The sequence below is a fragment of the Imperialibacter roseus genome (assembly GCF_032999765.1).
GTDB classification, from domain to species: Bacteria; Bacteroidota; Bacteroidia; order Cytophagales; family Cyclobacteriaceae; genus Imperialibacter; species Imperialibacter roseus.
The window spans coordinates 1595165-1616388 of record NZ_CP136051.1; the positions used below are offsets into that span (position 1 = coordinate 1595165).

The window sequence follows — 21224 nt, forward strand, 5'->3', positions numbered from 1 at the left end:
ATTAATTTCCGCATAACATGAATAAGCTTCGCATCATTCGCATCATTGTTAAAGCCAGCATGGGCTTGCTGATTTTAGGGATGGTGTTCGTTACCATCTTCTTTGCGTCGATGAAGGAAGGGGTGTTTATCGAGATTGAGCAGCCGCATTGGGTAATCAAATCGGATCAATTGCAGGAAGTGCTGAGGTCGCAGCTGCCTGTTCCGGATAAGCCCATGCTGCTCTCTGTCGAAACGCTGGAAATGAGGCTGCCGGTGCATCTCAATCTACGGTTGATTGTAATCGCAATGATGTTTATGGTGTCGGGCTATATGCTCTGGATACTCTGGCTCATAGCAACAATCATTCATGATGTGATGAAGGGCACACCGTTCAACCTGAGCAGTAGCAAGAGAGTGAAGCTTATCGGTACGCTGGTTGTGCTTGCTCCTTTGGGCGAGTGGATACTCAATGTCTTTTTCTCGCTTTGGATCGATAATCGATTTCATTTCGAAGGAATGATCCTGGAAACAGACGCCAATCTGGGCTGGCCGGTGTTCATACTTGGGCTTCTGATTGTGGTGCTCGGCGTAGCCTTCGAGCAGGGCCAGAAAATACAGGAGGAAAACGAACTGACAATTTAGGAAGCGCACTTTCGAGACTGTTCTGTTCAATTCTTAAATAGCTGGTAGTTGTAAAATTGATGATATGAAAAAACTCAATATCGCTCAGGGGGTCATCACCTTCCTTATATTGTTGCTGTGGCTGGGCGTGGCTGTAGGTACTGTTTCTCTGGTGACTATGAAGGAAGGCAGGTATTACGAGATAGGCGAACCCCATCTCAGGGTGCAGTCGGATGAATTGCAGAAAAGCCTTGGCGAAACCCTGGCGAACAGCATTCCCGAATCGTTCAAAATCAGGGTAGACACTATGAAATTAAGCCAACCCATTGACGGAGGCTTAAAAGTACTACTACTTTCGATTGTGTACATGTCCGTTGGATACCTGACCTATGTGCTCTTTGTTTTCAAAAGCATTATCAACGACGTGAGAAGAAGCAATTCTTTCAATAGGGACAATATACAAAGAGTGAAATTGCTCGGTTTGCTGATTGTTATTGCCCCATTTGTCAATTGGCTGGTGGCGAAGGCCATGGTGTGGTGGCTTGAATACAATTACCTGTTTGATGGGGTAAAGGTTGTTTCGGACTCATCTTTTGACTTTACCGTGTTTCTAATGGGCCTCATTATCATGGTGTTGGGTGTAGCTTTTGAGCAGGGTAGAAAAATCAGGGAGGAGAATGAACTTACTATCTAAATTAAACGCTCATTCAAATAGGATTGTGAAATGAAAAAACTCAAACTCATCAGAGAATTTATTTTAGTTGCTAAGGTTGGGCTTTTTGTAGGGCTGGTTGTCATTGCGTTCTTTTTGGTGACAACTAAAAACGGCGTTTTCGTTCCGGTTAGCGACCCGCACCTTCACATTACTTCGGAGCAAGTAAAGAACACACTTTACGATGCACTGTTTCAGTCCCGGCCGCCGGTAAGGGGAGAGCCAGTGCTCACTTCCATCAGCACGGCCGATCTTAGTTTGAAAGTAGACGGTAGTTTCAAGGCTTTGGTCGCTGTTATTTTTGTGCTGGCTACAGCTTATATTTTGTGGGTGCTCGAATTGCTCAAGAGAATCGTTAAGTCGGTGGAGGATAATAATTCTTTTAGTGTAGGCAATATTGGCAGGGTAAAGCTGACAGGAGCTTTGGTTATGCTGGCACCTGTTTTTGAGTGGGTGTTACGGATGGTATTTATGACATGGATAAGTAGTAAACTCACTTTTGAAGGGATGACGCTAACCTCAAATGCCGACTATGGTATTTCCATTTCTATTGTGGGGCTGCTGATCATTGTGCTGGGAATTGCTTTCGAGCAAGGTCAAAAATTACAGGAAGAAAGCGAACTCACTATCTGATGCCGATTATAGTCAACCTCGATGTAATGATGGCGAAGCGGAAGATCCGTTCCAAAGACCTGGCCGACAGGCTGGGCATCACCGAAGCCAACCTGTCGATACTGAAGACAGGCAAGGCCAAAGCAGTGCGATTTTCTACGCTGGAGGCTATCTGTCAAATACTGGAATGCCAGCCAGGGGATATTTTGGAGTTCAGGGAGGAGGATTAGGGGCATTGCTGAGGTTGTTCTTCAAATCATTCTCCACAAGCGGTAATTGCGAGGCTGCCGATAAATATTACATAAATAACCTAACACCAACAGCCGTGGCAATCTGTTCGAGTTAGCAGTCACCGCTGACAGATTGCCACGTCACAAAAACAATCTGCTGACGTGAAATTTGGACTAGTGACTCGCAATTACCGAAGAATTTGAGCTTGTTCACCCCTTCACCAAATACTTATCCAACCACCCCACCACCAGCTTCCGCATCTCAGGCAGCTCTTCGTGCGGACAATCAAACAGCTCGATGAGGCAATCTTCTTCCCGGCCGTGCTGCTTATACAGCGGCAGCAGGTAATCTCTCACCTTTTCCACTCCAGCGGGTGGTGTCAGCAGGTCCTGCTGGCCATTGAGGCTGAGGTGAGGGCGAGGAACGATCAGTTCGTTGATGGTGCTGGTAGAAAAATGCCGGAGCAACGAAGGCACATAGTAGTAGATGCCATGGCCGCTGAGGTTGCCAATCTTCATCAGCTCATCAAAGTCGGTTAGGCAGCAAAGGTCGAGGCAGGTGGTGATGCGGGTGTCGAGCGCCGCCAGCCACCAGGCTTTGGTAGCGCCCATAGAAAGCCCGAACACGCCCACCCGGCTGGTGTCGGCTTCCGGCCTGGCCAACAGGTAGTCGAGGGCTTTCATTTCGTCCCACAGCATCATGCCAAAAAGGGTTTGCCCTTTCCACAGCATTTCTTTGAAGGTGTCGGCTTCGCCAAACGCTCCATTTTTCAACCGGTTCCTTTCGCCAAAGCACCAGCTGTCAATGGCCAGGGTCATAATGCCTTTTTTTGCATACACCTCGGCATAGGCCGGCATCACAGTTCGCCCGTTGAGCAGTTCTTCTTTCCCTATTTCATAGGTGCCAAAGTGGGCATGACAGTAGAGCATGCAAGGGGCTTTACCTTTCAGGTTGTCGGGTACGAGTAGGATGCCATGTACCTTCTCCAACCCATTGAAGTCGAACTCCAGGTGCTCCAGGGTGTAGCCGTTGCGCTTTTCTTTTTTAACCAGTTGCGGAGGCTTGGGTATATACTGGGTGGGTAAGTCTCCCAACAGCCCAAGCAGTTTTTTGCGCTGACTGGCCTGATGGCTGGTGTAGATTGAGTCTTGGAGAGGCATAGTAAACGTAGGTAATTCAAATGGCAACATGCTGACGACCGAGGCCGCCACTGAGTTTTTAATAAATGTTCTTCGGAATGATCCCATGTGCCTTTATTGTGTGGAGAAAGTTAACGATTTTTGGACGCCTTTTTTATCATAAATGCCGGCAACGGTACATTTTTCGATTCGTTGCCCTTTGCTTTCTCCGACCGGAAATTTTACTTTGAGCCAAGCCACAGGCTTTTGTATCTAACTAACATTTGCGGAGACCCCCTTTATGATAAATCCTGGCCAGCGGCCAAGCACACATGAATTCTTTTTTCGGAGCAGTTTTTTGTCAATAGGCCATCTCCAGCTGCTGAAGCTGACCATGCGCTGGCTATCGATGCTCTGGATGTTGACAGCCTGCCGGTCAGCTGACGAAAAAGTGCAGAAGAAAGAGCTGGCATCTGTTATAGATATCCCTGCATTTATCAAATCTGCCGACCACAAGAGAAATGCTGGAGAGTTTGCTTCGGCTGTTCAGCACTATGACAGTTTACTTGCAGCAGCGTCGCTTACGAAGGAACAAGAAATATACCTGGTCATTAATCGGGAGATGTGCCGTCTGCTGACCACCGATACGCTGACCACCGTGAGTCAGGATCAACTTAGTGATTCAGTCTTGGCCCAACAAACTGTTTCCGGCAAGCTTCTCAAGAGCGTTGTCGACATCAGGAATGGGCGGTCTGCATTAAAAACGCTGCATGAGGCGAGTGCCACGCTTAGGAGAACCGGCTTTGAGGCTAGTTTTGAATACTTCGTAGTGCTGGAGCACCTGGGTTGGTGTCATCAGATGGTGCACGGCGAAACTGATTCATCTTATTTCTATTACAAAAAAGCGCTGGATATGGCGGGCGATTTTGAAGTCCTATCGCCCTTCATTCCACGACTTCTCGTGCAACTTTCGGAAGTGGCCATTACCAACAGGGATATGGTCGCCGCCCTTGGGTATACCGAACAGGGCCTACGCTACCAGCCAGCGAACAGAGACTTGCATGAGTTGCTGACCCTGAAGGCAACGCTCCTGCGGAGATTAGAGAAGTTCGATTCGGCGAATTATTACTACCAGCTTGCCGACGAGAAGATCCAATTGAGTGGAGACACGTCCAGCTTGGCCAAGCTTTTGAGAGAAAGAGCCCTGCATGAAATGATTGTGAATAACGACTCATTGTTCCGCTTCCAAATGATGCGTCTGGAAAGTTTGCCTGCGCACTTTGCAAACAATGCCTCGGTAAGCACCGATCGTTTGTACGGCTTCTATCACTTTTTAAGAGGAGATGCTCAGGCAAGTATCGATGCCTATGAGAGGGCCGTGGCGCATTTTTCCAAACAAAAGCTTCCTGATATTGTGCAGACAACAGAGGCTTATTGGGTACTTGCTTACCTGTACAGGCAGATTGGGGAGTACGAAAAGGCGGAAAAGAATATTTTCGCAGCGATCGTCTATTTTTCACCCTACAAAAACACTCCTTTTTCCTGGGAAGTTCTTGTTTCTCCAGAGGTAGCCAACTGGAGCTTCAATTTCGTTAACTATCAGCAGCTGGCTGAAATAGAGCTACAACGGTTCAGGGACGACCCAGGAGACCGGCAAAACCTAAACCGTTCATTTGAAATATACCAGCTCATTGATTCACTGATGTTCCGACAAATAAGAGCAGTGGAAGAAGACGCCCTGCTGATGTTTTTGCGTATTGGCCGCATGGTTTATTCCGGGGCTATTGAAGCGAGCTTTCATTTGCATCAGCTTACCCAGGACACAGCTTACCTGAACCGGGCGCATTTGTATATGGAAAGGAGCAAAGGGCTTATTACCTATCAGGACTTGCTGGCCAGGAACAATGAATACTTTTCGGAAGTGCCGGAGGAGTTCAGAGCAAAGGAACTTCAACTGAAAGCTCAGATAGCCGCAATGAAGCGAAGCTATGCTTACGATTCAAGGGAAATGACTATGCTACTGCGAAAAGCCGATGACTACTATGCTGATATGCAGGACAAATACCCGGACTATTACAAAGCCAAATATCAGATTAATTCAGATTCGTATGCTCATTATGCTGGCATGGCAGACGCCCGTGAAGCCACCTTTGTGCAGTATTTTGTGGACGACGATTATGTTTATTCCCTAAGTTACGGCGGTGAGGGCCGATTTGAACGGGTAGAGATGGATACGTCTGTTACCACTGCTCTCAAGGTGGTGGGCACGCAGCTTTCGAAGCTGCCCAATCGACAGGATGTGGAGGCAAAAAAGGCCTTTATGGAATCCTCAGCGCAGCTGTACGACAAGTTAATAAGGCCGTTGGGCAAGATCCAAAAGTCTCTACTGGTCATTCCAGACGGGGTGTTGGCTTATCTCCCGTTTGAAGTGCTTACAAAGGAGGTGGCCGTGTCATTTCGGGATGCACCTTATCTGATCAGGACCTGTGAGGTAAACTATGCACCGAGTTTGCAAATTTATTCCCTGAGTCAGCATATGCAGACAAGCCGAACAGATGAAGTTGTTGCTTACTCATTTACCAAAAGCCTGGGTGAACTTTATGCCCTGCCTGGTACAAAAAAGGAAGTGGCGCTCCTGGATAAAATATTTTCGGAGAGTGACATCCTGCTGAGAACAAACGAAGAAATAACCCGACAAAGGTTGATAGATGATCTGGTGTCGGCTGGAGATATTATGCACCTGGGTTTACATGCATCGTCCAGTTTGGCCGATAAATTGGAGAATAAGATTGCCTGCTATTCTTCCTCAGGCCTCGATCAGGATGCCCTGTATGGGTACGAAATTGCACCCTTGTCGATCAGGGCGCATACGGTAGTGCTCACGGCCTGTCAGTCAGCGTTTGGGCCCGTGGTGGAAGGAGAAGGCACCTATAGCCTGGCCAGGGCATTTAAGCAGGCAGGAGTGAGCAATGTGGTAGCGTCTTTGTGGAACCTTTCCGACGGCACCACTTCTACATTGGTTGGAAGCTTTTACAACGCACTGAGTCAGGGAAAAAGCGCTTCAACCAGCCTTTCACTTGCCAAGCGACAATACCTGAAAGAAGCGGACGAGCTTATGGCTCATCCGCATTTTTGGTCTGGGCTTGTTTGCCAGGGGCAGTAGCAAAATTTCCCTACCTGGGTTCGATGTGCGCAGCCCTGGTAATGTAAAGGCCAAGTGTGGGATCGTAGGTGACCGGGGCATCCAGTGCGACGCCGTCTTCTGCAGGGTCATAAGCCCGCCATGCGCCTCTTGGTTCCCCACCCCGGGGAGGTACAGCACCATCGCATACATAGTAGCCAATAGTGAAGTCGGGTAGTATGAATGGATAGAAGCGCATGTTATTGAAAGTAAAGTATTCTTTGGATACCCCCGCTCCATTGCCTGCTTTTGCCAGCACTCGTTTTGGGCAACCAAAAGGCCCGAAAATCCGCTTGTCCTCAAAAAACTCTTTCAGGTAGCCAGCGCTGTCGCCCATGTTCACAAGAAAGAGGCCGTGCATGTCGACTCGTTTTCCGTTGACAACACGAGCCTCTTCAAAGTAGGCAGGTATGGTCATTGAAGCGAGAGCAAAATTGGAATCAACGCAGTTTACCTGATAAGAAAAACCATATACCGACAGCCCAGCCAGGTTGTACTCGTGGATGTCGTAAGCTGGGATCATTGATGTGGATTCAGTAACAGAAATAGCAGTTGACTTGGGGGGCAGCGATGTGAAATCATCCTTTTTTGCGTAAAGCTTAATAGTTGACATAATGATTAGTGTTAGTTTCTGCTCAAGGTAAGGAATATGCAACGCCTGGGGAATACTTACTTTTAAGGAAAGTGACTTCTGCTCGAAACTGATATATTTTGTGTTGTTCAGGCTGGTGGCCTGGTGAACAAATGCGTGAAGTGATGGTTATTGTGGAGTGGAACGATCAAACTACTCGTCATGCATACTATTTTATCACATTTCAAACGTTTGTTTGAATAATCTTGCTATATTTCGTTCTCGATTTGAACCAAATAAACTACACGTTATGAAAATGAACTTTATTAAATGGGCGAAGATATTTAGCCTGCCAGCCATGGCGCTTGGTCTCCTTGTTTTCACCGGTTGCGGTGGCGATGATGAGGAAGAAGTACCAACAATGGACATTGTAGAGCTTATTAGCTCTGATAAATACAAGCAAGCTTCCGGGGCTGCTGAAGGGGAGTCGCTAGATTCTCTTGTAAAGTATCTGGGTGTATATCCTGATCTGGTTGAGTTGCTGGGCGGCTCTACTGAATACACGCTTTTTGCACCAAGTAACTCTGCTTTCAAAAGCCTTCTTGCTACGCCAGGGTTTCCAGAAGACATTACTGACATTAACCCTGAAATTGTAAAAGGTGTATTGTCTTACCATGTTGTGTCCGGCACCAAGCTGAAAGCTGATTTGACTGCAGGCACCTCAGTGACCACAGCAGAAACAGAGGCAATTGTTGTGAATGCCGACGGTACTCTGAAAACAGGCTCAACCAACCAGGCTATTGAGATCGTCTCGGCTGACTTGAAGGCTACCAATGGTGTGGTGCATTTAGTGGCTACGGTATTAATTCCACCATCTGTTGGCACGTCGTTAACTCCTATTTTGGGAACTAATGCAGGAACCATCCTGCTTGGGGCACCTTTCACCACTTTGGCAGCTGGTATTAAGCTTGGCGATGCATATGCTGCAGCGAACAGTAAGCCAACATTGACGTCTATTCTGGCTGGAAGCACTGTTCACACAGTTTTTGCACCCACCAATGCGACTTTTACTGCCGGACAAATTACTGCTAACACATTTACCGGTGAGCAGTGGTATGGCATTATTGCGAATCACGTGGTACTTGGCCAAACTATTGCACCAGCGGATTTGACGACTGGAAAGTCTTTCAATACTGCTGCAGGAGGGAAAATTCTTGTATTTAATAATACTGCTGCTATACCTCCTAAAAACGGTGTCGGAATCTATTTGGACGGCAACGGTTCAGTAGACCTTAACGTTCAGTCAACGTATACTACTTTCGATGCAGAGGTGGCTTTGCCGAACGCAGCAGAAAATAGTAACGGAGTGATTCACGTAATTGCAGGAGTGTTATCACCGTTATAAAACTTGAATCAACATTAGCACAAATAAAAAAGGCCGGATCATCCGGCCTTTTTTATTTTCTCTTATTGATATTCCAACAACAGTGGGACAAAAGCCTCCACATAGGGCACCACACCTGTATAATGGGTGAATCCTTCTAAAGGAGTGAGGGTCAGGACAGACGTTGGCGTTCCATTTTCTATCAGTTTATTGTAACTGTCCACAGAGTTTTGATAGGGTACTGTTACATCTGCCGTGCCATGAAACATATAGGTTTTGGTGGTAGGCGTCCAGTCAGTCAGTCCGTTGTCGTTAAACCCATCTACCAGGTATTGGTAATCTGGGTTGGTATCAATGTTTTCAAGTAAATCAGGCTGTACCAATTCAGAAATAGTATAGCTTAATTCCTCGTTGATTTGTCCGCCGCTTTTGCTCCCGTCGAATAGGTTTGGGATTTTCTCTGCGTAGGCTTCCACAAAGAAATTGGAAAGTGGTTCAGTCCAGCCATAGTACGTTTGATAAGCAAGGGCTACGTAGGCAAGAAAAAACGGATTGTCGTACGTTTCCAGCCCGAAAAAGTACTCCTGCATACCCTTCACGTCATACCCACCAGAAGATGGAAATGACGCCAGCAATTCGAAGCCATCCAATGGATCATTTTCAATCGCCTGTTGTGTTGCCATGGTCGCATAACCTCCCTGAGAATAGCCAGCCAGGAATAGGTGTTCATTGAAGTTGAGGTTATGCTCCTGGGCCAACTGATGTGCCGCTTTTAAATTGTCAATGATGGGAGTTGATGTAGCTTCTTTCACATAGTAGGGGTGAAGAATGTCCTTAGAACTACCGAAGCCTATAAAATCTGGAACTACCGTAATGAACCCAGTACTGGCCAAGGCAGCATAGAGGATAAGAGAACTGTTTTGTACCGAAGAAGCCGAAGGCGCTTCCGAGTGGGAAGCAATGGTGCCGTGCTGGAAGCTTATCATGCCGACAGGTTCCACCGTCGTGGGTATTACTATTAGCCCTGAAGCAGTAATCTCCTGGCCCTTGTATTCGGTTACGTAGGTAACCTTATAGAGTTCTGTATTGTATTTTATGGCCTCTGAAGGGATGTCTATGCCCGAAAAAGCTATAAAACCTTTCAACTCTCCGGCAGGACGGTCAAGAAATAGATTGGCCTCCGTTAGGTTGTTGTACTTTACCGAAGGCCCGCCGTCGTCGTCTTTTTGGCACGAGGTGATGCCGAGTAGTAGAATAAACAGGAAACTGAGCAGATAATTCTTTTTCATAGTCATGGGCTTAAATAAAAAAGGCTGTCGTATCAAAGACAGCCTTTAAGGGCAAATTGTTGTTAGATTAATTCATTAGTTCATCAAAAGTGAGCGACACATAGTAGATAGCGCCAATATTGGGGCCGCCTAAGCTCTGGATATAATAGGTATTGAGAATGTTGGAACCGCCAACTTTCAGCATCGATTTGATATTGGGCAACTTAAAGCTCATTTGCGCATCCACCGTGGTGTAAGCTGGCACCATTCCAAACGCTGGTGCTACGAAAGACGACTGCCATTCGAACTCAGTTTGCCATCTCATGGCCACGTTGAAACCAATAATGTCCGTCAGTTTTCGGTTGGCAAACGACACATTCACTTTGTGCTCAGGTGTGTTGTATTCAGCCAGGAAGTTTTCCGGCACATCGTTCAGCACGTTCCAGCTATGGTTGGCCGAAATGGTATATCCCCTGCTTAAATTGTAGGTAAGCCCAATAGCAGTGCCTTGCGATGTTACGGTCTGATCAATGTTGGTGTAAATCTGGAAAGTATTCAGATCAGTTCCGTTCAGAATTGTGGCGTAGTTGGGTGTGCCTACCAGTTCAGGGCTGGGAGCAGTGGCAGAGGTATACTCTGTCGCTTTTCTTATTCTGATTTGAGAAATAAAATCATCATAGATATTATAATAATAGCCAGCATCGATCAGGAGTTTGTTTTGGATCAATGTTTTATAGCCGATTTCGAACGACTTCACCTGCTCTGGTTTCACTGGATTGAAAGTCGTTACGGGCGTCAGCAGGGCAATGTTGGCCGGGTTGAAGATTGCTGCCGGAGTCGCCCCCTGATTGAATACCGCTGTGCCGTAGTTCTGAACTGAAAAGCCTTCATAACCCAGTGGAACTCCAGTGCTTGACACTTCGGTAAGGTTGTACTTCTCAGCATATCTTGGAAGCCCCCCCAGCAGCCTGGCACTGATGATGCTAAGGTCGATGTGCTGGCCTTGTGTGGTGGGTATTCTAAATCCGGTTTGGAACGACGCCCGCAGGTTGTGGTTTTCTTTGACCTTCCAAACCGCTGAAAGCCTTGGGTTCACCCGTCCTTTGAAGTTCTGGTTTTTATCGTAGCGAACAGAGCCTGATAGTTTCACTTTGCGGTCGCCTATCCACTTGCCAAACTGTGTGTAGATACCCTGTTCTGCAATGGTGATGGGCGCATCTGCATCGTCAAAAATCGTTCCGCCGGAGTTGAGCTCATACAACCTGTAGCTGGCTCCAACTTGCAGTTCCATGAAGTCGATCTCATTTTTGAAGTCGTACTGACCTTCTGCATGATACAAGTTTGTACGGTCGTTGAATCCCGGACCTTTTGGAACCACACCAACTAAAGCCCTTTTCTTTATGTCCTGAAATTCCTTCGAATTGGGGTCAAGTACAAACAGGTCATTGAAAACACCTCTTGCGTAGGCATGGCCCGCCTGCTGCACCTGAATTCTTTCGGCATCAGATAGTGCATTGACGTCGCCCGGAGCGTAACCCGAATTGTACAGATATCTAAGGTATTCTATACCGTAATTGCCCAAAGCGCTCGAAACGTCAAAGTTAGGATTGACCCTTGCAGCGGCCAGGTCGTTGACCCTCTTGGCCAAAAACTCCGTGATATATGAATCTCCTGAGTTCTCTCTGGTTGTGTAAGCACGCACATAGAAATTATCACCTCTCAGCTGCAGCCGGTGTTGCATAATGCCGAAGTTGTTTAGAGAATACCTTTGAGCGCCGGTGTAGATACTAGTGCCCCAACCTCCGTTGAAGAGGTAACTCAATTCCATTCTATCGTTGGGGCGATAAAAAAGCCCCACGCTTGCTTTCTTGTTTTCAGCGCCGTAATCAATGAGATCAACCTCCTTGTATGGGGTGACTGAAACTACGTTGCTCGGAAGATCGCCAGCGGCGGCGTAGGTCTGGGCGGAAACACCCGGCTCAAATACGGCGTTTCTGGCCAGCACATTCCAGTTGGCGCTGAGAGGGAAAATAGCGAGGTTGATGGAAGCCTCATCGCCCATATAGTGCAGCCTGTCCGACCCTGGGTTAGAGCTGAAACCTTCAGGCGTCCTGGCTATTTCCCGGTCTACATCGCTGGTGCCGTGCCAGTCCTCAGCCTTGCTGTAGGCGAGGTTTACTTTGAAGGCGAACTTGTTATTGAATGACTTGGCGTAACGAAGGGCGCCTTCGTAAAGGGGAGCGGCATCATGACCTGATTTTTCTCCGCCTCCCACATGGTTAATACCCACTTTTGAGAAGGCACTCACGCCCTGGTATTCAAAGGGACTTTTACTGTTAACCAGTAGAATCCCGTTAAAAGCATTGGGGCCATATAGTGCAGACGAAGCACCCGGAATCAGTTCCACACTTTCTACATCCAGTTCTGATGGGCCATTTAAGTTGCCAATTGGAAAATTGAGAGCAGGAGCCTGCGTATCCATCCCGTCTGTAAGCTGCACAAATCTGGTGTTGCCGGTGTTGGCAAACCCTCTGGTATTGATGATTTGGAAGTTGATACTACTGCTGGTAACGTCGACTCCCTTTAGTGACGCAATGCCTTTGTAGTAATTGTCAGCAGCGGTGGACTGCACTGCCAGGATGTCCATCTTCTCGATAGATACCGGCGACTCAAGGATACTCTCTTCCACCCTGGAGGCTGAAATGACTACCTCCTGCCCGAGCATCGTTTGCTCCTGCATCTTGATGTCAATATTGCTCATGGCGGCATTGCTCACCACAAACTCCTGTGTGGTATACCCTATGTAGGATATTTGAAGCGTGAAAGGAGGCGCATCGCTGACGCTGAGTTTGAAGTTCCCATTGATGTCGGTTACAGTACCCAACACCTTGCCCTTCACAAGGATGTTGACTCCGGCAAGTCCGTCGCCATTGGCAGCATCAGTTATTTTGCCCGAAATGCTGGTTTGAGCTATCGCCGTTGACGCAGCGAATAAAAGTAGAAATAGTAAGTTTAAGCAAGTAGATATCTTCTTCATAGGGTCATTTTTAAGCTAATCCTTAAATCTAAATCTTTTTTTGAGAATTTGGCAAAGTGATTCTCTGTATGGGATATTTAAATAAGGTCTAATCAGGAGGCTTGTTTTGGCTGGTAATAATAAAGATATAACTATTGCATATACTTGAGCCATCGACGGGGCAAAATGTGACACATGGATTGCCTCTTGATAGGTATTTGCCTTATCTTATGAGCTCATTAAACACCCTTTTGCCATGAAAGCCCTTGTGCTGGAAGCCTACAATCAATTTACGTATAAGGAAGTGCCCGACCCGAAGATCGCCGACAACGAAGTGCTGGTGAGAGTTAAAGCCGCCGGGATATGCGGCAGCGATGTTCATGGTATGGATGGCAGCTCCGGTAGAAGGCTTCCACCCGTTATTATGGGGCATGAGGCTGCCGGTGAAATAGCAGCAGTGGGGAGCAATGTGGCCAACTGGAAGGCGGGGGACAGGGTTACTTTCGATTCTACCATTTTTAAGAAAGATGACTGGTTTACACGACAAGGTCATTACCAGCTCAGTGATGGTAAAATGGTGGTGGGCGTGTCTACACCGGACTTCCGAAAAGATGGTGCCTTTGCAGAATATGTGGTATTGCCCGAGCACATTCTTTATAAGCTTCCAGATGCCATTTCTTACACACAGGCCGCTTTTGTGGAACCAGCGGGGGTAGCGCTTCATGGCATTGAAATTACCCAACCCTCCATGACGGATATTGTGGTGGTGGTGGGAGTAGGCATGGTGGGCTCGTTTGTGCTTCAGCTACTAAAAATCAGAGGCTGCCGGAAAGTGATTGCCGTGGACATCGACGACTTTAAGCTGGACCTTGCCAGAAAGCTGGGTGCCGACCACGCCTTTCTGCCGGACGACCCGAAGTTGATGGAGACGGTGAAAGCCTTGACCGACGGACGTGGGGCTGATGTAGTGTTTGAGGTGGTGGGAGAGGAGGACAGTGTGAATACCTGTATCTCTGCTGTTCGCAAAGGAGGCAAAGTGACATTGATTGGCAATGTAACTCCAACGATCAATTTTCCTGTGCAGTCGGTAGTTACCCGGGAAATAAGAGTGCAGGGATCGTGCGCCATTAATGGCGAATATCCTGCGGTGCTGGATTTGATTGCAACCGGTCGCCTGGACGTAACAAGTATTTTGTCGGCGGAGGTACCGTTATCCGAAGGTGCCGCCTGGTTTGATCGATTGTATAACAAAGAAAAAGGCCTCATGAAAGTGATGCTAAAGCCTTAAGAAAAAATGGAGAAAATTAGAGTAGGAGTAGTTGGAAGTGGAAAAGCCGCAGGCATGCATGCCGATGGCATTGTCAATATCAAAAATGCCAGTCTCGTGGCGGTGCAAAGCCGAAGCAAGGAAAGAGGAGAGGCTTTTGCCGGGAAGTATGGGGCCAAGGCCTATCAGGATATTGCCGACATGGTTTCGGCTGAAAAGCTGGATATGGTTACGGTCTGTTCACCCCATCCTAACCACCTTGAGGCGGTGGAAGCGGCTATGAGCCAGGGTGCGCACGTGCTGGTGGAAAAACCTCTGGCCTCCACGCTGGAAGACTGCGACGCCATGATTGCCGCCTCAAAGAAATACGGAAAGAAGCTGGGCATGGTAAGCCAGCGGCGTATTTTGCCAGCTTCGCAAAGGATTAGAAAGGCGATTGACGCCGGGAAGGTTGGCAGCCCTGCGCTGGGAATAGCCCAGCTGCTTGGCTGGCGTGGAGAAGACTACTATAAAAGCGACCCCTGGCGAGGTAGCTGGGAGCACGAAGGAGGCGGTGTGCTGGTGAACCAAGCCCCGCACCAAATCGATCTGCTGCAATGGTATATGGGTGGAGAAATGGAATCTTTGTATGGCGTATGGAACAATATCAATCACCCCTACATTGAAGTGGACGACACTGCGGTGGCGATCATTAAGTTCAAAGGAGGTGGTATCGCCAACCTCATTTTGAGCAACTCTCAGAAGCCGGGGCTTTACGGAAAAGTACATATCCACGGCTCCAATGGCGCATCTGTAGGTGTGCAAACCGACGGAGGAGCGATGTTCATTGCAGGTATCTCAAAAGTACAAGAGCCGCCCAAAACCGACCTTTGGACCGTGCCAGGGGAAGAAGGCCTGGTGGCGCAGTGGGAAAAAGAAGACGTCGACTTGTTTCACAGAGAGGATCCCATTGAATACTTCATAAGGGCCCAGAACCAGGACTTCGTGGATGCGATCATCAATGACAGGCCGCCGATGGTAGATGGAAAAGAGGGTAGAAAAACTGTCGAGATATTCACGGCCATCTACCGCTCAATGAAAGAGGGGAAAGAGATTAAATGGCCTTTAATCTGAGATGCTCAATTGTCCGGTTCTGAGTCGACTATTTGTTTCAAGTGGTCGTTCAGTTCAGGTATCCTGTTTATGATGACGTCCCAAACGATTTCATAGTCTACGCCGAAATAATCATGGATCAATTTATCTCTCATTTGAGCCATTCTTTTCCACTCCACCTGAGGGTACTTTGCTCGGTGTTCAAGATCTACTTTCTTTGAAGCTTCCCCAATAATTTCGATGCTTCGGACTATTGCCCGCTGCCACACCTCATCGGATTGTAAGTCGTCAAAAGACTTCCCTTCACTACTTTTCAGGATAAACTCCGTCTCGATCAGAATATGCTTTAGAAATTGAATCCAGCTAAAATTGGACATACTGAATTTCCTTTTCAATATAGGGTCTAATGAGAGGGCTAAGAGATTCTGGTGTAACCAATTCTATGTTTCGTCCGAGAGAGCTTTCAAGGTAATCGATCAGTCCAATGAAGTTATCAAAGGACTTGGTACCTGGCTTATACTCTACAAGAATGTCAATATCACTTTCCGGGGTTTGCTCATTTCTGACAAACGAGCCGAAGAGGCCGAGTTTACTCACCCCAAACCGCTCAATTTCTGGCTGATGAGTTGTGATGAACTCAAGGATATGGTGCGATGAAAGCTTCATTTTCGTTGCTTAGTCAAGTAAATATACAAACCATTTGTCAGACAATGCATAGCCTCACACCCTCACTACGAAACTCGTCCCTGTTCCAATCTCCGTATTGACAGTAAGCGTTCCTTTATGCAGCCTGATGATCTGCCGGCTGAGGCTGAGTCCAATGCCTGAACCCTGCTTTTTTGTTGTGTAGAAAGGGACGAAAATGTTGTCCAGGATGTCGGCTGGAATACCAGGGCCATTGTCTGAGATTGAGATGATAACATTCCCGTTATCTTGCGTTGCGCTCATTTTGATAAGGGGAGAAGCGGTGGCTTCCACTGCTTCACCAGCGTTTTTTACGAGGTTGATCAGCACCTGCTCAAACAGGTCTTTGTCGATGGTGATTTCCAGCCCGGCTGGCAAGGTCTCTGTCTCCAGCTTGATCTTCTTTTTGTCGAAGTCCTTCAAAAAGAGTTTTTCAACCTCGCTAAACAGTGTTGATACTTTTACTTTTTCAAATTTAGGAGGCTGAATGTTTGTCAAACTGCGGTAGGCCTCAACAAACCTGACGAGGCCTTTGCTGCGGTTTTCTATCGTTTTCAGGCTATCGACAACGTCCTTCGCCGACTCGTCGTCCAGGTCTGAAAGGGGCAGCGGCTGACCAGCCTCGTCCTCGAGCATCTCTCTTATCACAGACGTAAGCGTGGAAATAGGAATGGCCGAATTCATAATTTCATGTGTCAGCACCCTGATCAGCTTTTGCCATGAGTCGAGTTCCCTTTCTTCCAACTCATTCCTAATGTCCTGAAAGGAGATAATGCGGTATTGGGTGTTCTTCACCGTAATGGAAGAGCATTGAACCGATAGGTTGTAAAGCTCCTTGTGCAAGAGCTTTGTGAGGATTCGCTGACCCGGTTCCAAAGCGGCGATGGTGTCGTAAAAGCGTTCGTCCACATTGCGGAGCGAGCCTATATTTCTAATGAACTTCTTGCCCGTGAGCTCAGTAAAAGAACGGTTATAGATCAGCACTTCGCCTTTTGGGTCGGCTACAACAAGGGCCACCCTCACATGCTCCACAATGGTTTGAAGAAACAGGTATTGCGACTCCCGCTCGGAGCTTAGCTGATGGAAAACTCTGATGATTTCGGAATAGGCAAACTTCAGGTCGTCGACCCGGAAGCGGGCCGTGTGCCCTGAAAAGGAATTCGTGAAATCGCCCTGTTTGATAGCAGAAAGGAAATTGTAGAGTTCCCTTCGGTAGATTTCCACATAACGAAACAAGGATACCGTGGCAATGGCAGTAAACAGGATCAGCCAGCAGCCAGCCAGCCAGAAGTCGGTGCTCATAATGATGTACATGCCTGCGTAGCCGAGCACCAGAATGACGGCAATGCGAGCGACTACCTGCCAGCGAAACCTGTCAAAAACCATACTTTTTCATTTTGCGGTACAGTGTGGTGCGGCCCATGCCCATTTCGTCAGCCGCTTTGGTCAGGTTACCTTCCCATTTTTTGATGGCCTTTTGAATGAGCTGCTTTTCCATTTCATCTTTTTGGAGCACTTCGTTCACCAGGCTGGGTTGGGGCTTTTTGTCGAGTGGGAAATCATCGGCGGTCAGCTCAGTCGCATCGGCCATAATCACCGCCCTTTCCATCGTATGTTGCAGCTCACGGATGTTGCCAGGCCAGGGGTACTGGTCTAGCTTTTTTAAAGCCGACTTGTTCAGCGACAGCTGCCGCTTGTTGTATTTGCTGGCGTACAAGTTAAGGTAATGCTCCGCTAGTAACGCCACGTCGCCGGTTCTCGACCTGAGAGGCGGAAGTGTTATTTCAACTGTGTTGATCCGATACAATAAATCTTGCCGGAATTCTCCACTCTCTATCACCTGGTCCAGCTGGATATTGGTGGCAGAAATTAGCCTTATGTCAATATCTACGGGGCGATTGGAGCCGATAGGCGTCACCTGCCGGGCCTGCAGCACCGTGAGTAACTTCGACTGCTGGGTGGTGGTAAGGTTGCCAATTTCATCCAAAAACAGCGTGCCGCCCGATGCTATTTCCAGCCGTCCCTGCCGGTCTTCCTTAGCATCAGTAAAGGCTCCCTTTTTGTGCCCAAACAGCTCCGATTCGAACAGACTTTCTGCCAGAGAGCCAAGATCAACTTTAATGAAAGGCTCTTTTGCCCGAAGTGACTGACGGTAGATCTCCCTGGCTACCAGCTCTTTGCCTGTTCCGTTTTCACCAAGGATAAGCACGTTGGCGTCTGTTTTTGCTACTTTTTCTATCGCTTCAAACACAGGAGCCATCACATCGGAGCGACTGATCATGTCGGGAAACGCCTTGTCGATGTCGCCAGTTATTACCTTTTCTCTCGATTTTAGCTTTTGCACCTCCTTTTTGGAGCGGGAAAGCTGGAAGACGTTTTCGACGGTTGCTATCAGCTTTTCTCTTTCCCATGGCTTCACCAGAAAATCGATGGCCCCGATTTTCATGGCTTCAACCGCCAGCTGGATGTCGCCATAGGCGGTGTTCATAATGACGTGCGCCTGCGAATCAAGCTTAAGTATTTCTCTCAGCCAAAAGAGTCCTTCGTTCCCGCTGGTTTGTCCATGAGAGAAGTTCATGTCAAGCAGAATCACATCGAAGGCAGTTTTCTCCAATAGCCTTGGAAGTCGCTTTGGGTCGGTTTCGGTATGCACCTCACCAAATCGCTGCTTGAGCACCAGCTTGGCAGTATAGAGCACGTCCTCGTCGTCTTCAATGATCAGTATATTGGCGTTGAGCTTGGGCATGTTTGTAAAAATCGTTCTGAACCCTCCAAGGGCTAATCTTCGATATGGCAAGAGCCCTTGGAGGGTTAGTGCCAGAAATATATAAACTGTTCCACAATGAAACGAAAAATTGTTTCAATGTGAAACAATTATAATGGTGTTAAGCAAGTTTTTAATTTGCAATTATTTGATATTCAGCATTTTGAATATTATGGCATTCGGTTTGGCGTATAATGGTTCCGTCACCATAAGCGAATAAGGTTATGCTCAAAAACTATCTAATTCTAGCCTTCCGTCATCTAAAGAGAAAGAAGGGTTTTGCTTTCATCAATATCGCTGGCATGGGAGTGAGCCTGACGGTGGTGCTGGTCATTCTGCAATATGTGGTGCAGGAAACCAGCTACGATAGCTTTCATGAAAAACTCGACAGAACATATCGTGTTGTTGGTACTATGACCCAGGCCGGCAAAGAGGCGGCAGCGAATCCCGGCAGCCATGCCCCGCTTTCGGTGGCGGTGGCAGCGCAAGTACCTGAGATTGAGACTTACGTCAGGTTTGACCGAATTGATTATACCAATGTTTCTTTGACCAACAAGTCCGAAGCTACTCCCCGTCAGGTATTTCAGGGTAACTTCTATATTGTCGATTCAACTTTTTTCGAGGTGCTAAGCTTCGAGCTGGTAAGTGGCGACGAGCGCTCTGCTCTTACAAAACCGGAAAACATGGTCATCACCGAGAGCGTGGCAAAAAAGCTTTTTGGAAACCAGGATCCTATGGGCCGGGAGATTGAAATGGGAAACAATTGGGGTAAATATCCCTTTCTGGTGTCAGGAGTGATGAAAGACCCACCATTTAATAGCCAGATCTCTCCACAAGTACTTATCCCGCTGACGTTTTATGACAAGATCAATGTGAAGATCAACGACTGGGAGAATAGTTACCTGGGTACCTATGTGTTACTTAATAGCCCACAGTCGATAGACCGTGTTACAAGTGCATACAACTCCATTTACCAGGAGCACCGCCCGGAGAGCCAGAAGAATCAGGGCGTTAATTACGAGTATTCCCTTCAGCCAATGGCTGACGTATATCTTCATTCTTCTTTCGAATTTGAATCGGCCAAAACAGGCAACTATACCTATGTGGTGTTTATAAGCATAGTTGGTGCGCTGGTGCTGATCATTTCTTGGGTCAACTACGTCAACCTTGCCACTGCGCAGTCGGTGGAGCGGGCCAGGGAAGTGGGTATCAGAAAGGTTTTTGGTTCATTAAAAAGACAACTAATCAGTCAATTCCTTTTTGAGTCGATGTTGATCAATGCTGTCAGTATTGTGCTGGCACTCACGCTGGCCCAAACTATGCTAGGGCGGATTGGTAACTGGACGGGCATAGAAATCCACTCCACCCTGATTGCCGAGCCGATGTTTTGGGTTTGGGTAGTGTTGTTTTGGCTAACTGTCTCATTTTTTGCCGGGTTTTATCCAGCCTTTATATTGTCGGGCTACAGGCCCGCCAGGGTGCTGGGTGGAAGGTTTAGCACCGATAGTCGGGGGGTTTTTCTGCGCAGGTCACTGGTGATTTTTCAATTTGCTGTATCCGCTCTGCTCATAGCTGGTACTATCACAGTATACAGGCAGATCGGCTATATGCGCAGCCAGGATTTGGGGATTAATATCAACGATGTTGTTGTGTTAAAGTCACCTCCGTCTGCCTTGAGCAGTGTAGAGTTCAACAAGAAGGTCAACTATTTTAAAACGGAGCTGCTTAGAAATCCGCAGTTTTCGGCGATGACGACAGCCAGCACCATGCCGGGGCATAAAATTGGCTGGACGTCAACGAAAGTGAGGAGAAAAGGTGAGGCCGAAGGCGAGGGAGCATCGTTTAGTTTGATTGCTTGCGACAAAGATTACCCGGCAGCGCTGTCGATTAACATGATAGCGGGAAGGTTCTTTCAGGGGCATGAGCAACCATGGGTTACCGGAGAAATTGTGATCAATAAACGGGCAGCAGAAGCGTTGGGATATCAGTCTCCGGAGGAGGCACTGTATCAGCATCTGGCGTGCCCTGTTTTTGGTGACGCCGATCTGAGGATTATTGGTGTGACTGACGATTACCACCACCAGGCTTTGCAGTCTTCCATTGAGCCGGTGATCTATGTGCTCTCCAACTGGAGCAACTATTATCTGGTAAAACTGAACCTTGAGGAAACTGTTGATAAAAAAACGGCTGCGCTCGCACCAGTCCTGTCCAGCCTGGAGTCGTCCTGGAAGGAAGCGTTTCCCGAGAGCACCTTCGACTACTCGTTTCTGGATGAACAGTTCAACCAACAATACAAGACCGACCAGCAATTCGGTGCATTGTTTACTCTTTTTTCTGCCTTTGCGATCTTCATCGGTTGCATGGGCTTGTTTGGCCTGGCTTCCTACACGCTTTATCAAAAGACCAAAGAGATTGGCATTCGCAAAGTGTTGGGTGCCAGATACGGCGACATCATGGTGCTGGTGTCAAAGGAATTTCTAGTGCTGGTTCTTATGGGGAATGTGGTGGCCATTCCTGCGGGCTGGTGGCTGGTAAGTAACTGGCTGGAGGGATATGCCTACAGAATTGAGATTGGCTGGTGGTTCGTTGCCATCCCGGTAGTAAGCCTGCTGGTGCTGACCTTTTTGACTATCCTGTTTCAGGTATTGAAGGCAGTGAGGCTGAATCCGGTAGAAAGTCTTCGCAATGAGTAGCATTTAAGTTAACTGATCAATCGAGCAAC

The 21224-nt window shown here is 47.7% G+C and carries 17 protein-coding genes; 9 read left to right on the forward strand and 8 right to left on the reverse strand.

Annotation, left to right across the window (positions count from 1 at the left end; genetic code table 11):
* Window positions 1–17: 17 nt before the first annotated feature.
* The 4 genes from RT717_RS06950 to RT717_RS06965 all read left to right on the forward strand — a co-directional run bounded on the left by RT717_RS06950 (window position 18) and on the right by RT717_RS06965 (window position 2156).
* Window positions 18–623 (forward strand): DUF2975 domain-containing protein, encoded by a 606-nt coding sequence (locus tag RT717_RS06950; protein ID WP_317491016.1) that lies wholly within the window; start codon window positions 18–20, stop codon window positions 621–623.
* A 64-nt stretch (window positions 624–687) separates the two neighbouring features.
* The gene (locus RT717_RS06955) at window positions 688–1296 is read left to right on the forward strand and encodes a DUF2975 domain-containing protein (protein ID WP_317491017.1); all 609 of its coding nucleotides are present in this window, start codon (window positions 688–690) and stop codon (window positions 1294–1296) included.
* Window positions 1297–1326: 30 nt separating this feature from the next.
* A complete protein-coding gene (locus tag RT717_RS06960) occupies window positions 1327–1947 on the forward strand; it encodes a DUF2975 domain-containing protein (RefSeq protein WP_317491018.1) in 621 nt (206 codons plus the stop codon).
* On the forward strand, window positions 1947–2156 hold the full coding sequence (locus RT717_RS06965) for a helix-turn-helix domain-containing protein (protein WP_317491019.1): 210 nt from the start codon (window positions 1947–1949) through the stop codon (window positions 2154–2156). The genes RT717_RS06960 and RT717_RS06965 overlap by 1 nt, the downstream gene beginning before the upstream one ends.
* A gap of 210 nt (window positions 2157–2366) precedes the next feature.
* Here the strand turns inward: RT717_RS06965 and RT717_RS06970 are convergent, their stop codons facing one another.
* Window positions 2367–3317, reverse strand: a complete 951-nt coding sequence (locus RT717_RS06970) for a dienelactone hydrolase family protein (RefSeq protein ID WP_317491020.1) — start codon at window positions 3315–3317, stop codon at window positions 2367–2369.
* A gap of 352 nt (window positions 3318–3669) precedes the next feature.
* Between RT717_RS06970 and RT717_RS06975 the strand changes: the two genes are divergently transcribed.
* Window positions 3670–6438 (forward strand): CHAT domain-containing protein, encoded by a 2769-nt coding sequence (locus RT717_RS06975; protein WP_317491021.1) that lies wholly within the window; start codon window positions 3670–3672, stop codon window positions 6436–6438.
* Window positions 6439–6448: 10 nt separating this feature from the next.
* On the opposite strand, the gene RT717_RS06980 is transcribed toward RT717_RS06975, so the two are convergent.
* Window positions 6449–7069 (reverse strand): hypothetical protein, encoded by a 621-nt coding sequence (locus RT717_RS06980; RefSeq protein WP_317491022.1) that lies wholly within the window; start codon window positions 7067–7069, stop codon window positions 6449–6451.
* A gap of 268 nt (window positions 7070–7337) precedes the next feature.
* Between RT717_RS06980 and RT717_RS06985 the strand changes: the two genes are divergently transcribed.
* Window positions 7338–8432 (forward strand): fasciclin domain-containing protein, encoded by a 1095-nt coding sequence (locus tag RT717_RS06985; RefSeq protein WP_317491023.1) that lies wholly within the window; start codon window positions 7338–7340, stop codon window positions 8430–8432.
* 62 nt (window positions 8433–8494) lie between these two features.
* Here the strand turns inward: RT717_RS06985 and RT717_RS06990 are convergent, their stop codons facing one another.
* Complete coding sequence (locus RT717_RS06990) at window positions 8495–9700, reverse strand: alpha/beta hydrolase family protein (protein WP_317491024.1); 1206 nt, start codon at window positions 9698–9700, stop codon at window positions 8495–8497.
* A 67-nt stretch (window positions 9701–9767) separates the two neighbouring features.
* Window positions 9768–12716 (reverse strand): TonB-dependent receptor domain-containing protein, encoded by a 2949-nt coding sequence (locus RT717_RS06995; protein WP_317491025.1) that lies wholly within the window; start codon window positions 12714–12716, stop codon window positions 9768–9770.
* A gap of 235 nt (window positions 12717–12951) precedes the next feature.
* Here RT717_RS06995 and RT717_RS07000 point away from each other — a divergent pair, with 235 nt between their 5' ends.
* On the forward strand, window positions 12952–13983 hold the full coding sequence (locus RT717_RS07000) for a galactitol-1-phosphate 5-dehydrogenase (RefSeq protein WP_317491026.1): 1032 nt from the start codon (window positions 12952–12954) through the stop codon (window positions 13981–13983).
* 6 nt (window positions 13984–13989) lie between these two features.
* Window positions 13990–15075, forward strand: a complete 1086-nt coding sequence (locus RT717_RS07005) for a Gfo/Idh/MocA family protein (protein ID WP_317491027.1) — start codon at window positions 13990–13992, stop codon at window positions 15073–15075.
* A gap of 5 nt (window positions 15076–15080) precedes the next feature.
* Here RT717_RS07005 and RT717_RS07010 read toward each other — a convergent pair whose 3' ends face one another.
* The 4 genes from RT717_RS07010 to RT717_RS07025 are packed head-to-tail and all read right to left on the reverse strand — an operon-like array spanning window position 15081 to window position 18484.
* A complete protein-coding gene (locus tag RT717_RS07010; RefSeq protein ID WP_317491028.1) occupies window positions 15081–15431 on the reverse strand; it encodes a HepT-like ribonuclease domain-containing protein in 351 nt (116 codons plus the stop codon).
* Window positions 15418–15720, reverse strand: a complete 303-nt coding sequence (locus RT717_RS07015) for a nucleotidyltransferase family protein (RefSeq protein WP_317491029.1) — start codon at window positions 15718–15720, stop codon at window positions 15418–15420. Before RT717_RS07015 ends, RT717_RS07010 begins: the two co-directional genes overlap by 14 nt.
* A 54-nt stretch (window positions 15721–15774) precedes the next feature.
* Window positions 15775–17124 carry a sensor histidine kinase gene (locus RT717_RS07020; RefSeq protein WP_317491030.1) on the reverse strand — a complete coding sequence of 450 codons (1350 nt, stop codon included), beginning with the start codon at window positions 17122–17124 and terminating at the stop codon, window positions 15775–15777.
* Window positions 17114–18484 (reverse strand): sigma-54-dependent transcriptional regulator, encoded by a 1371-nt coding sequence (locus RT717_RS07025; protein ID WP_317491031.1) that lies wholly within the window; start codon window positions 18482–18484, stop codon window positions 17114–17116. Before RT717_RS07025 ends, RT717_RS07020 begins: the two co-directional genes overlap by 11 nt.
* Window positions 18485–18726: 242 nt before the next feature.
* Here RT717_RS07025 and RT717_RS07030 point away from each other — a divergent pair, with 242 nt between their 5' ends.
* The gene (locus RT717_RS07030) at window positions 18727–21195 is read left to right on the forward strand and encodes an ABC transporter permease (protein ID WP_317491032.1); all 2469 of its coding nucleotides are present in this window, start codon (window positions 18727–18729) and stop codon (window positions 21193–21195) included.
* The last annotated feature ends 29 nt before the right edge of the window (window positions 21196–21224 follow it).

Coding starts and splice junctions, on each gene's coding strand:
- RT717_RS06960 (WP_317491018.1), top strand. CDS start 1,327: ATGAAAAAACTCAAACTCATCAGAGAATTTATTTTAGTTGCTAAGGTT.
- RT717_RS07020 (WP_317491030.1), bottom strand. CDS start 17,124: ATGGTTTTTGACAGGTTTCGCTGGCAGGTAGTCGCTCGCATTGCCGTC.
- RT717_RS06990 (WP_317491024.1), bottom strand. CDS start 9,700: ATGAAAAAGAATTATCTGCTCAGTTTCCTGTTTATTCTACTACTCGGC.
- RT717_RS06970 (WP_317491020.1), bottom strand. CDS start 3,317: ATGCCTCTCCAAGACTCAATCTACACCAGCCATCAGGCCAGTCAGCGC.
- RT717_RS07000 (WP_317491026.1), top strand. CDS start 12,952: ATGAAAGCCCTTGTGCTGGAAGCCTACAATCAATTTACGTATAAGGAA.
- RT717_RS06995 (WP_317491025.1), bottom strand. CDS start 12,716: ATGAAGAAGATATCTACTTGCTTAAACTTACTATTTCTACTTTTATTC.
- RT717_RS06975 (WP_317491021.1), top strand. CDS start 3,670: ATGCGCTGGCTATCGATGCTCTGGATGTTGACAGCCTGCCGGTCAGCT.
- RT717_RS06985 (WP_317491023.1), top strand. CDS start 7,338: ATGAAAATGAACTTTATTAAATGGGCGAAGATATTTAGCCTGCCAGCC.
- RT717_RS06965 (WP_317491019.1), top strand. CDS start 1,947: ATGCCGATTATAGTCAACCTCGATGTAATGATGGCGAAGCGGAAGATC.
- RT717_RS07025 (WP_317491031.1), bottom strand. CDS start 18,484: ATGCCCAAGCTCAACGCCAATATACTGATCATTGAAGACGACGAGGAC.
- RT717_RS06955 (WP_317491017.1), top strand. CDS start 688: ATGAAAAAACTCAATATCGCTCAGGGGGTCATCACCTTCCTTATATTG.
- RT717_RS07030 (WP_317491032.1), top strand. CDS start 18,727: ATGCTCAAAAACTATCTAATTCTAGCCTTCCGTCATCTAAAGAGAAAG.
- RT717_RS06950 (WP_317491016.1), top strand. CDS start 18: ATGAATAAGCTTCGCATCATTCGCATCATTGTTAAAGCCAGCATGGGC.
- RT717_RS07005 (WP_317491027.1), top strand. CDS start 13,990: ATGGAGAAAATTAGAGTAGGAGTAGTTGGAAGTGGAAAAGCCGCAGGC.
- RT717_RS07010 (WP_317491028.1), bottom strand. CDS start 15,431: ATGTCCAATTTTAGCTGGATTCAATTTCTAAAGCATATTCTGATCGAG.
- RT717_RS06980 (WP_317491022.1), bottom strand. CDS start 7,069: ATGTCAACTATTAAGCTTTACGCAAAAAAGGATGATTTCACATCGCTG.
- RT717_RS07015 (WP_317491029.1), bottom strand. CDS start 15,720: ATGAAGCTTTCATCGCACCATATCCTTGAGTTCATCACAACTCATCAG.